The 11,919-nt window shown below is 42.4% G+C and carries 11 protein-coding genes; 10 read left to right on the top strand and 1 reads right to left on the bottom strand.

Features of this window, described 5'->3' with window-relative positions; translation table 11 throughout:
- Positions 1–249 precede the first annotated feature (249 nt).
- The 5 genes from lon (at position 250) to ACOJQI_RS17435 (ending at position 5,842) form a co-directional block, all read left to right on the top strand.
- A complete protein-coding gene (lon, locus tag ACOJQI_RS17455; RefSeq protein WP_421380270.1) occupies positions 250–2,583 on the top strand; it encodes an endopeptidase La in 2,334 nt (777 codons plus the stop codon).
- On the top strand, positions 2,570–3,151 hold the full coding sequence (gene yihA, locus ACOJQI_RS17450; RefSeq protein ID WP_421380268.1) for a ribosome biogenesis GTP-binding protein YihA/YsxC: 582 nt from the start codon (positions 2,570–2,572) through the stop codon (positions 3,149–3,151). The genes lon and yihA overlap by 14 nt, the downstream gene beginning before the upstream one ends.
- Positions 3,152–3,462: 311 nt before the next feature.
- Entirely contained in the window at positions 3,463–4,275 is an 813-nt protein-coding gene (locus tag ACOJQI_RS17445) for a transporter substrate-binding domain-containing protein (protein ID WP_421380266.1), read from the top strand.
- A gap of 148 nt (positions 4,276–4,423) precedes the next feature.
- Entirely contained in the window at positions 4,424–5,071 is a 648-nt protein-coding gene (locus ACOJQI_RS17440) for an amino acid ABC transporter permease (protein WP_421380264.1), read from the top strand.
- 48 nt (positions 5,072–5,119) lie between these two features.
- Positions 5,120–5,842 carry an amino acid ABC transporter ATP-binding protein gene (locus ACOJQI_RS17435; RefSeq protein WP_421385502.1) on the top strand — a complete coding sequence of 241 codons (723 nt, stop codon included), beginning with the start codon at positions 5,120–5,122 and terminating at the stop codon, positions 5,840–5,842.
- A 39-nt stretch (positions 5,843–5,881) separates the two neighbouring features.
- Here ACOJQI_RS17435 and ACOJQI_RS17430 read toward each other — a convergent pair whose 3' ends face one another.
- Positions 5,882–6,367: a LiaI-LiaF-like domain-containing protein gene (locus ACOJQI_RS17430; RefSeq protein ID WP_421380262.1), complete on the bottom strand. Its 486-nt coding sequence runs from the start codon at positions 6,365–6,367 to the stop codon at positions 5,882–5,884.
- A 545-nt stretch (positions 6,368–6,912) separates the two neighbouring features.
- Between ACOJQI_RS17430 and hemA the strand changes: the two genes are divergently transcribed.
- Genes hemA through hemB form a run of 5 tightly spaced genes read left to right on the top strand, consistent with a single transcriptional unit; the run spans position 6,913 to position 11,846 of the window.
- Positions 6,913–8,265 carry a glutamyl-tRNA reductase gene (hemA, locus tag ACOJQI_RS17425; RefSeq protein WP_421380260.1) on the top strand — a complete coding sequence of 451 codons (1,353 nt, stop codon included), beginning with the start codon at positions 6,913–6,915 and terminating at the stop codon, positions 8,263–8,265.
- Positions 8,266–8,280: 15 nt separating this feature from the next.
- The gene (locus ACOJQI_RS17420; protein ID WP_421380258.1) at positions 8,281–9,114 is read left to right on the top strand and encodes a cytochrome c biogenesis protein; all 834 of its coding nucleotides are present in this window, start codon (positions 8,281–8,283) and stop codon (positions 9,112–9,114) included.
- Between the two features lie 16 nt (positions 9,115–9,130).
- Complete coding sequence (hemC, locus tag ACOJQI_RS17415) at positions 9,131–10,063, top strand: hydroxymethylbilane synthase (RefSeq protein WP_421380256.1); 933 nt, start codon at positions 9,131–9,133, stop codon at positions 10,061–10,063.
- The gene (locus ACOJQI_RS17410) at positions 10,063–10,854 is read left to right on the top strand and encodes a uroporphyrinogen-III synthase (protein WP_421380253.1); all 792 of its coding nucleotides are present in this window, start codon (positions 10,063–10,065) and stop codon (positions 10,852–10,854) included. The genes hemC and ACOJQI_RS17410 overlap by 1 nt, the downstream gene beginning before the upstream one ends.
- Positions 10,855–10,865: 11 nt before the next feature.
- Entirely contained in the window at positions 10,866–11,846 is a 981-nt protein-coding gene (hemB, locus tag ACOJQI_RS17405) for a porphobilinogen synthase (protein ID WP_421380250.1), read from the top strand.
- Positions 11,847–11,919 lie beyond the last annotated feature (73 nt).

Here is an 11,919-nt window from a genome sequence, read left to right as displayed (position 1 = left end):
TTATTGTTTAACTGGTTGTATATAGAGGAAAACGATAAATAAATCCTAAGCATAATAAATGAAGGCAAGGATGTTTATAGGTAAAATGAAAGAGAGGGAGGAGGTTCAAACGTCCTCCCTCTTATAGTGAAAAACCGCAGAACGGTTAAGAGCTCCATTCCTATAAAATGGACACCTATTTATAAATAAGATAGAATTGTACAAAGACTTATGAGAGGCAAAAGGGCAAGAATATTTGGAGGTGTATTTATGGCAAAGCAAAAAGAAATTACTCTTCCCCTCCTTCCATTAAGAGGTTTGCTTGTTTATCCAACTATGGTCCTTCATTTAGATGTAGGGCGTGACCGGTCTGTCCAAGCGTTGGAAAAAGCGATGGTGGATGACCAATATATTTTTCTAACGACACAAAAGGACATGAATATAGATGAACCGGGAGTAGACGATTTCTATAAGATGGGAACGCTTACGAAGGTTAAACAAATGCTGAAGCTTCCTAATGGAACAATCAGGGTGCTTGTGGAAGGGATTCAGAGAGCTGAAATCAGGGAGTTCACAAATGAGGAAAAGTTTTATGAAGTAACTGTCATCACACATGAAGACAGTGAAGAAAAAGAATCGGAGACGGAAGCGCTGATGAGGACGCTTCTAAATTACTTCGAACAATACATAAAGCTTTCCAAGAAAGTTTCAGCTGAAACGTATTCCACCGTTTCGGATATCGATGAACCTGGAAGGCTGGCTGATATTGTCGCATCCCATCTTCCATTGAAAATGAAGGAAAAACAAAAGGTCCTTGAAACCTTGGATATTAAAGAGCGTCTTCAGCTTGTCATTCAAACGATTAATAATGAAAAAGAAGTATTGAATCTGGAAAAGAAAATCGGGCAGCGTGTAAAGCGCTCAATGGAACGCACCCAGAAAGAGTACTACCTGAGAGAGCAGATGAAGGCAATCCAGAAGGAACTTGGCGATAAAGAAGGAAAAACGGGTGAAATTGAAGAGCTGACACAGCGCATTGCTGAAGCAGAGATGCCTGATTCAATTGAAAAAACGGTATTGAAAGAGCTTGGGAGATATGAAAAAGTCCCAACAAGCTCAGCTGAAAGCTCCGTAATCAGAAATTATATTGAATGGCTGATTTCCCTGCCATGGACAAAACAGACTGAAGATGACCTGGATATCAAAAAGGCAGAAGAAATTCTTAACAGGGAACATTTTGGCCTTGAAAAGGTAAAAGAAAGGGTTCTGGAATACCTGGCTGTACAAAAGCTGACCCAATCACTTAAAGGCCCCATCCTTTGTCTGGCGGGACCTCCAGGAGTAGGTAAAACCAGTCTTGCCAAGTCTGTTGCGGAATCCCTTGGCAGGAATTTTGTCCGGGTTTCCCTCGGCGGTGTACGTGATGAATCTGAAATACGGGGACATAGACGTACGTATGTAGGTGCGATGCCGGGCAGGATCATTCAGGGGATGAAAAAAGCGGGAACCATCAATCCTGTCTTCCTTCTGGATGAAATTGATAAGATGTCCAGTGACTTCAGGGGAGACCCTTCTTCAGCTATGCTTGAAGTCTTGGACCCTGAGCAAAATTCGAACTTCAGTGATCATTACATTGAAGAAACATACGATTTGTCGAAGGTTATGTTCCTTGCAACAGCAAACGACCTTTCAACCATACCCGGCCCATTGCGTGACCGTATGGAAATCATCACAATAGCCGGTTACACGGAACTTGAAAAGATCAACATCGCGAAAGACCATCTCCTTCCGAAACAAATTAAAGAAAATGGCTTAACGAAATCACAGCTTCAAGTCAGGGAAGATGCCCTTCAAGCGGTAGTGCGGTATTACACAAGAGAAGCCGGCGTCCGTGGATTGGAACGGCAGCTGGCCACGTTATGCCGTAAGACAGCTAAGGTGATTGTTTCAGGAGAGAAAAAGAAAGTCGTCATTACAGAAAAGAATATTGAAGATTTCCTTGGTAAAAAGAAATTCCGTTACGGTCAGGCTGAAACAGAGAATCAGGTAGGGGTTGCCACCGGTCTGGCTTATACCTCAGTGGGAGGAGATACACTGCAAATAGAAGTATCTCTATCTCCAGGAAAAGGAAAGCTGGTATTGACCGGTAAACTCGGTGATGTGATGAAGGAATCTGCTCAAGCGGCCTTCAGTTATGTAAGATCAAAAGCCCTTGAATTGAATCTAGAAGAAGATTTCCATGAGAAATATGATATTCATATCCATGTTCCGGAAGGTGCTGTACCAAAGGATGGTCCATCAGCCGGGATTACCATTGCCACAGCCCTTGTATCCGCATTGACTGGACGGGAAATCAAGCGGGAAATAGGCATGACAGGGGAAATTACACTAAGAGGACGTGTACTTCCGATTGGCGGGTTAAAGGAAAAAACACTTAGTGCACATCGTGCCGGCCTGACAACCATCATCCTTCCTGTAGACAACGAAAAGGATATTGACGATATCCCGGAAAGTGTCAGAAAGGATCTTAAGTTTATTCCCGTATCCCATATAGAAGAAGTATTAGAAACAGCTTTAGTAGGTGAGAGTAGTGAAAGTAAATAATGTTGAGCTTGTAATAAGCGCTGTAAGACCGGAGCAGTATCCGGAAGATTTTATGCCGGAATTTGCTCTGGCGGGCCGCTCTAACGTCGGAAAATCCTCGTTCATCAACAGGATGATCGGACGCAAAAGCATGGCAAGGATTTCATCCAAGCCAGGAAAGACACAAACCCTTAACTTCTATAAGATAGAAGAAAGCTTGTACTTCGTCGATGTACCGGGTTATGGGTTTGCCAAAGTTTCCAAAACAGAACGCGAAGCATGGGGAAGAATGATCGAGACTTATATCACGATGAGAGAACAGCTCCGAGCTGTCATTCAAATCGTGGATTTACGCCATCCCCCGACCGAGGATGACATCATGATGTATGACTTTCTAAAACATCATGAAATTCCATGTGTCATTATCGCTACAAAGGCAGATAAGATTCCAAAAGGAAAATGGCAGAAACACCTGAAGGTCACAAAGGAAGCATTGGATATAGAAGAGGGAGACGAAGTAATCCTCTTTTCGTCTGAAACAGGCTTAGGAAAAGATCAGGTATGGGCAGCCCTTAATGCGAGAAGATAATACGTAATGAAGAGAGGATATCCATCGTGGATGTCCTCTCTTTTTTTTGTTTTTTTCATCAAAAATTTCAAATTTCTCAATTAAATTACTTTTCAGATGTTTAGGAAATATAGAGGAGGGTAAAGGAAAACCAAGGTATTATGGGCAAATTTATGGATTTAAAAGGAAATAGAGGCTTATTTTCCGAGAACCCCAAATTCGTTTGAAAATACTGATTTATTAGTATTTATGAATTTTGAGAATAATCCATTAGTTTGTTAACATAATATTTAAAGGTTATAAAAAAGAATTGAGGGGGCAACTACAGAAAAATGAAAAAATTATTCAGTTTTGCAGCATTATCATTATCAGCCATGTTAATTACAGGGTGCGGTACCAATGAGGAAAGCTCTGGGAGTTCTTCTGAAGGCTCATCGGAAAGCGGCTTTAATTTAGTTGATGAAGGCAAATTTACATATGCCGCATCCGGTGAATTCAAACCGTTCAGTGTGACCAGTGGAGATGGGACAATGACAGGTTTTGATATCGAGGTAGCGGAGGCAGTTGCAGAAGAACTTGGACTTGATCCGGAACAGAAGAAGTTCAAATTTGCAGGTATTGTCGAAGGTGTCCAGGCAGGGCGTTTTGATGCTGCAGTAGCCAGCCATACAATTACGGATGAGCGCGCTGAGAAAGTTGATTTCTCAACTCCATACTATTATTCAGGTCCACAGATATTTGTTCGTCCTGATAGTGATGTAGAAACACTGGAAGACTTAGAAGGTATGGAAATTGCTGTATCAAAAGGATCTACCTATGCAGACACTGCAAGTGAAGTGACAGATCAAATCAAGACATACGATAGTGATGTTGTAGCGCTTGAAGCATTGAGCAAAGGTAAGCACGACGCAGTCATCACTGACTTTGTTACCGGTAAAGAAGCAATTGGAGCCGGCTTGGAAATCGATGCGAGAAAATTGCTTGGACGCAGTGAACAGGCGATTGCTGTAGCCCAAGATAATGATGAGCTGCTGGAAGCCATCAATGAAGCCTTGGAAACACTAAGGGAAGATGGAACATTGGCAGAAATAAGTCAAGAATACTTTGGAGAAGACATTACAACTGACCCTGAGGGAGAAGAATAAACATCATCAATTTTAGGGCGGATGTGCACATTTAGCGCATTCGCTTTTTCTATCCGTAAATTCTTATTTCATAAGGGTGTGTATTGAGGGAAATCCAGAAGCCCTGGTTTAACAGAGCAAAAAATAAAAAGAAACAGGAGGGAATAGGGTGAACTTTTTAGAAACATTTGCTGGTACCATTGATGTGTTCCTGAAAGGAATGCTTTTAACATTTGAACTGACTGTGGTATCCGTATTCATTGCTATATTCATAGGTTTATTTTTCGCCTTTTTGAAAATATCAAAAGTAAAAGTTCTGGAAATCATTGCTGATATTTATATATTTGTAGTGCGTGGAACACCTTTGATCGTCCAGATCTTCATCTTCTACTTTGGATTGACGGCACTTCAGATTTCCGGCTTCTGGTCGGTGGTGCTTGGTTTGGCTTTCCATAATGGTGCCTATATAGCTGAAATTTTCAGAGGGACAATCCAATCCATTGATAAAGGACAAATGGAAGCAGGACGTTCATTGGGGATGTCCAGCGGTTTGACCATGAGAAGGATAATCCTTCCACAAGCTTTCCGAAGGGCGCTTCCGCCGCTTGGAAATCAATTTATCATTGCGCTGAAAGACTCCTCGCTTGCATCCTTCATCGGCATGTACGAGCTCTTCAGTGTTGCAACCACACTAGGATCTAATAATTTCGATTACATGACATACTTGTTGATTGTTGCAGTGTACTATTTAGTATTGGTACTATTCTTCTCTGTGATTGTCAATTTCGTGGAAAAACGTATGTCTTTGAGTGACTAATAAAAATAACTTCCCAAACAGATGGAGGGATATAATTTGACTCAGGAAATGATTAAAGTTGAAAAGCTGAATAAGTCCTTTGGCGATCTTCATGTGTTGAAGGATATAGATATCAACGTAAAAGAGAGTGATGTTGTTTGTCTTATCGGAGCCAGTGGTTCAGGAAAAAGTACCCTGCTAAGATGTTTGAACTTCCTCGAAATAAAAGACAGCGGCAAGATCATCATTGAAGGTGAAGAGGTAAACAGAGGCACTCATGATTTAAATGAAGTCAGGGCAAAAGTGGGAATGGTGTTTCAGCACTTCTATTTATTCCCTCATAAAACTGTTCTGGAAAATGTCATGGAAGCCCCTGTTCAAGTGAAGAAGATTTCAAAGTCCCAGGCAAAAGCGGATGCGATGGAACTGCTGAGCAAAGTAGGTTTGAAGGATAAAGCAGATGTATATCCATCGAAACTCTCAGGTGGTCAGAAGCAGCGTGTCGCAATAGCAAGGGCATTGGCTATGAAACCGGATATCATGCTGTTCGATGAACCGACTTCCGCCCTTGACCCGGAATTGGTGGGGGAAGTCCTGTCTACAATGAAAGAGCTTGCCCTTGAAGGAATGACGATGGTTGTCGTCACCCACGAAATGGGATTTGCCCGCGAGGTTGCTGACTGGGTAGTCTATATGCACGATGGACGGATTGTTGAAGTGGGTCCTCCTGAGGAATTATTCGGTAATCCGAAAGAACAGAGGACCAAAGAATTTCTCGATTCAATTTTATAATAGTAAGAAACCAGGAACCGCAATCGCGGTTCCTGGTTTTTATTTTTTCTTGATGAATAGCAGATACACGCCTATCAGAACAATGATCAAAGGCCAGAAGTCACGAATGACATCCACTCCCCCTTGAAGAAGGCCAAGCCCCATCAAAACTTTATCATAAAACAAAAGAATAATAGCTAAAATAAGGAAGAGTACTCCTTGGAACAAGCCATTGTTTGTTTTTTGATATCTGAGCAGAAAACCCAGGGAAATAATAAGAATAAAAATACCGATATGGTCAGGCCAGATAGAAACCTTATTGGTGATGTGAAAATGCAGCCCGAACCCGGTGAGGATGGTCCCGGGCAAAATGGATTCATAATCTCTCCCTTTATACCCTTGGGCCAGGAAAGCTGCGCCAACAATGATTAATAAAGTAGGCCAAGTGAAAAATTCTCTGAAAATGGTGATGTTGGATTGCTGAAGATAAAAGTAGATTCCGAAACCTATCAGGATCATTCCTGGAAACAGCCGTTGTCCTTTCATATTTGCCTCCAATTTGTAAACTTGAATATTAATGTCTGATTTGTTAATCTAACATAGGAAACTCTGTCGAAAAGAATAAGTTTATGTAAAGTTTCAAATAAATGTCTGAAAACAGGGTATAAAACGTATAGGAAATCTGGATTATATTCAATGCCTGTCGGACCTGGGCGAGCCGCTTGCACACATGTTTCGCTATCCAGTTCCGTCGGCTAGCCCCTCGGGTCGTTATTCTTTCACCAGCCGAGGACAAAGAGCGTCCTCATCTGGTGAAAGAATCAACGCCTGTCGGGCCTGAACGAGCCGACTCCACTTTTAATGGTATCCGGTGCAGACGGCTAGGTCCTCGGGTCGTTATTCTTTCCTCAGCCGAGGACAAAGAGCGTCCTCATCTGTGGAAAGAATCAACGCCTGTCGGACCTGGGCGAGCCGTCTTTACACTTAATGGTACCACAGGTTTCATGGTATGTTCACATTTAATTGAATGGGATATTTGTCGTACATGTTATACTAGAGTTAATGATTAATTTGGGGGTGTCATTTCTGTCATGCACATAATTACAGTCGGTTTAAATTACAAAACGGCCCCTGTCGAGATTCGTGAACGTTTATCTTTTAATGAAGCAGACCTGCAAACAGCGATGGAAACACTTAAGGGTAAAAAGAGTATCCTTGAGAATGTGATCGTTTCTACATGTAACAGGACGGAAGTATATGCGGTCGTAGATCAGCTTCATACAGGTCGTTATTATATTAAAGAATTTTTATCCCAATGGTTTGACATCGATAAAGAGGAGTTCTCTCCTTATTTGTTCATATATGAGCAGGATGGTGCTGTTGAGCACTTATTTAATGTAACGTGCGGTTTGAATTCCATGGTTGTCGGAGAAACACAAATCCTTGGCCAAATCAGGTCGAGCTTTTTGTCTGCCCAGGAATCAGGTACAACAGGTACTGTGTTCAATCATTTGTTCAAGCAGGCCATTACTTTGGCAAAGAAAGCCCATTCAGAAACAGAAATTGGTTCCAATGCTGTTTCTGTCAGCTATGCTGCCGTTGAACTTGCCAAAAAGATCTTTGGTGACTTAAGCGGAAAGCATGTTCTTATTCTTGGTGCCGGTAAAATGGGTGAATTGGCGATCAAGAACCTGCATGGCAGCGGAGCTACAAAGGTGACTGTCATCAACCGTACGTTTGAAAAAGCGGTTTCTTTGGCAGATAAGTTCCATGGGAATGCCAAATCGCTGCAGGAACTTCAGTGTGCCCTTGTCGAAGCCGATATCCTTATCAGCTCTACAGGTGCCAAGGACTATGTAATCACTAAAGATCAAATGGTGGAAGTCGAGCGCATGAGAAAAGGGCGTCCTTTATTTATGGTGGATATTGCTGTACCTAGAGATATCGATCCTGCCATCGAGAATCTGGACAGTGCGTTTTTATATGACATTGATGACTTGGAAGGTATCGTCCAGGCAAATATGGCTGAAAGACAAAAAGCAGCAGAATCTATCGGCATCATGATTGAAGCTGAGATTGTTGCCTTTAAGGAATGGCTCAATATGCTTGGAGTCGTACCAGTCATTTCAGCGCTAAGAGAGAAAGCTTTATTGATTCAGGGACAGACAATGGAAAGCATTGAACGCAAAATGCCTGACTTGACTGACCGTGAACGCAAGGTTTTGAACAAACATACAAAAAGCATCATCAATCAGTTACTGAAAGATCCAATCCTCCAGGTGAAGGAGCTGGCAGCATTGCCTGACGGCCAGGAGAAACTGGACTTATTCATTAAAATTTTCAACATTGAGGAACAATTGCAGCCACAGACAGATGCACTTGAGAGCAAGGGGAAAGAAAAGACGGGAGTTGCAGTCAAACTCCAGCCTTCTTTTCAATCATAAGCGAGGTTAGTGCCGATGTTTGAACAAACAATGACCAGGCTGCATGAACTGATGATTGTTCTGTATGCTATCAGCATTCTTTTTTACTTCATAGATTTCTTAAACAAAAACCGGAAGGCAAACACGTTTGCCTTCTGGCTTCTTGCGATTGTTTGGGTTCTTCAAACAATCTTTTTGTTTCTTTACATGATGCGCACAGGAAGATTCCCGGTCCTCACCATATTTGAGGGGCTTTATTTTTATGCATGGGTTTTAATCACCCTATCCCTTGCCATTAACAGGGTTCTCCGTGTGGACTTTACGGTATTCTTTACGAATATCCTGGGGTTCATCATTATGGCCATACATACATTTGCGCCTGTACAGGTTGAATCCAATGCGATGGCAGAACAACTGGTTTCAGAACTACTGCTGATTCATATCACGATGGCCATCCTTTCATATGGAGCCTTTTCCCTGTCTTTTGTGTTTTCTCTTCTTTATCTATTGCAATACAAGCTTCTTAAGGAGAAAAAGTGGGGACCGAGGTTATGGAGAATCAGTGATTTGTCGAAACTGGAAAAGGGTGCATATATATTGAATGCCATAGGAGTGGCCATGCTTCTCCTTGGTCTGATCCTGGGTCTGCAGTGGGCGATTATCAAACTGCCTGATTTTATCTGGTATGATCCTAAAATCATTGGTTCATTCATTTTATTGATTATCTATAGTGTATTTTTATATTTACGTGTACGGAAAGAGGTATATGGCAAGAATTTGGCATTATTAAATGTTGGTGCTTTTCTGGTAATCTTGATTAATTTCCTTCTTGCCAGCCGCCTGTCATCATTCCATTTCTGGTATTCATAAGCTTAGGAGGTTTGAAATGCGAAAAATTATAGTAGGTTCACGTCGAAGCAAGCTTGCATTAACACAAACGAATTGGGTCATTAATAAGTTGAAAGAATTGGATTCTTCTTTTGAGTTTGAGATTAAAGAAATTGTCACTAAAGGAGATCAAATCCTTGATGTGACGCTGTCAAAAGTAGGCGGAAAAGGTTTGTTCGTAAAAGAAATTGAACAAGCAATGCTCGATAAGGAAATCGATATGGCAGTACACAGCATGAAAGACATGCCGGCAGTACTGCCTGAAGGTTTGTGCATTGGCTGTATCCCTGAGCGGGAGGATCACCGCGATGCATTTATCTCGAAGAATCATGTAAAATTGAGTGACCTTCCTGCAGGCTCGATTATCGGTACGAGCAGCTTGAGAAGGGGAGCGCAGATTCTTGCACAGCGTCCGGATCTGGAAATCAAGTGGATCAGAGGGAACATCGATACACGCTTATCCAAACTGGAAAATGAAGATTATGATGCTATTATCTTAGCAGCAGCAGGCTTGTCCCGAATGGGCTGGACATCCAATGTAGTAACGGAATTCCTGGAACCGGAAATTTGCGTGCCCGCTGTCGGACAGGGTGCTCTCTCTATCGAATGCCGTGAAGATGATGAGGAAGTTTTAGGCTTGTTAAGCAAGTTTGCATCAGCTCAAGTAACAAAAACAGTTACAGCAGAACGCACCTTCCTTCACAAAATGGAAGGAGGCTGTCAAGTGCCGATTGCCGGTTATGCTGAACTGAATCAAAATGAAGATGTAACGCTTACGGTATTAGTCGCTTCTCCGGATGGTAAAGATATCTACAAAGAGACCGTTTCTGGTTCTGATCCAATCCAAGTAGGTGAAGAAGCCGCAGCGATGCTCACTGAAAGAGGTGCCAAGGCTCTGATTGATAAAGTAAAAGAGGAGCTTGACCAGTAATGAATCCCTCTTTACCGCTTGCAGGTAGAGAAATTCTTGTGACAAGAGAAAAAAAGGCAGCGAAAGGGATGGCGGATATCATCAGGCAGTATGGCGGTATCCCCCGTATTGTCCCGCTGATCTCTTTCAAGCCTTTCCAAGATAAAAATGAACGTACATATTTAGATAAACTGAAATCCTATGAGTGGATTTTTTTTACTAGTAAAAATGGAGTCCATTTCTTCTTTCAGAAGCTGGCGGAACTGAACATCTCGCTTGATGGCAGCGGTATCAAATTTGCTGCTGTAGGAGAGAAAACACAGAGGGCGTTGGAAGTACGTGGAATCCAGGTGGATTTTGTTCCACTTTATTATACTGGATTGGATTTTGCGAAGGAATTTCTGGATCAATTTCCTGACGCTGGCCATGTCCTCCTGTCTAAAGGCAATCTTGCAAGGGACACCATTTCTTCGTATTTCTTGGAGAGAAACAAACTCATCGATGAATGGATAACATATGAAACCACTTTTCCCGCAGATAGTGCAGATAGATTGATTGCTTCGCTTAAAGAAAGAGCACTTTCAGCCCTTACCTTCACCAGCCCTTCGACAATTAGGAGATTTATGAAGGTCGTGAATGACCATCATTTACATGATTTTTTGTCCGGCCTTGCCATTGTATGTATCGGCCCTGTTACGAAGGAAGCTGCAGAAAGCTGCGGTTTGGCTGTACAAGTCGCCCCTGAAAGATATACAGTTGAAGAGATGATACAAGGATTAGCCCAATATTATAACTCGTTTGAAAGAGAGTAGGAGGAATAAGCATGAAAGATTTGAAATTCAACCGTCACCGCCGTCTCCGCCAATCAGAAAATTTAAGAGCGATGGTGCGAGAAAATTTCTTGAGAACAGAAGACTTGATCTATCCGCTTTTTGTAGTTGAAGGAGATAATGTAAAGAACCCTGTTGCTTCCATGCCGGGTGTTTATCAGATTTCTTTAGATTATCTAAAAGCTGAATTGGATGAGCTGAACAGTCTCGGTATCTATTCCATCATTCTTTTTGGAGTACCTGCAGAAAAAGATGAGCTGGGGAAAAGCGCTTATGACGCCAATGGAATTGTCCAGCAGGCGACCCGCCTTGTCAAAGAGCATTATCCTGAGATGGTTGTAGTTGCTGACACGTGCCTGTGCCAGTATACAAGCCATGGACATTGCGGCATTGTGGAAGGCGGTAAGATCCTGAATGACCCAACACTTGACCTTCTTGCAAAGACGGCTGTCAGCCAGGCGGAAGCAGGAGCCGACATCATCGCTCCGTCCAACATGATGGATGGGTTCGTTGCAGCTATCAGAAAAGGATTGGATGAAGCGGGATTCATGGATGTTCCAATCATGTCTTATGCCGTTAAATATTCTTCCAGCTTCTATGGTCCATTCAGAGATGCAGCTCACAGCTCGCCCCAGTTTGGTGACCGCAGAACCTATCAGATGGATCCTGCCAACAGAAGGGAAGCTCTTCGTGAAGCTCAATCCGATATGGAAGAGGGAGCGGATTTCTTAATTGTAAAACCAGCCCTGTCCTACCTGGATATCATCCGGGATGTTAAAAATGAATTCAATGCTCCGGTAGTTGCTTATAATGTCAGCGGAGAATACTCCATGATCAAAGCAGCGGCAGCGAATGGATGGGTTGATGAAAAGGCAATGGTAATGGAAAAACTGACAAGCATGAAGAGAGCAGGAGCAGACCTGATCATCACATATGCAGCAAAAGATGCGGCAGCCTGGATCAAAGGTGAGTAAGCTCTTGAAGAAGACACAGACTCAGTAAGACTTAAAAAAGTTACTTCTCTTTTTTACAAGGAAGTGACGAATT

Source organism: Bacillus salacetis (assembly GCF_049177075.1).
GTDB lineage: Bacteria > Bacillota > Bacilli > Bacillales > Bacillaceae_B > Rossellomorea > Rossellomorea salacetis_A.
The sequence above is the reverse complement of the archived record's forward strand: the minus strand, read 5'-3'. Positions and strand labels throughout refer to the sequence as shown.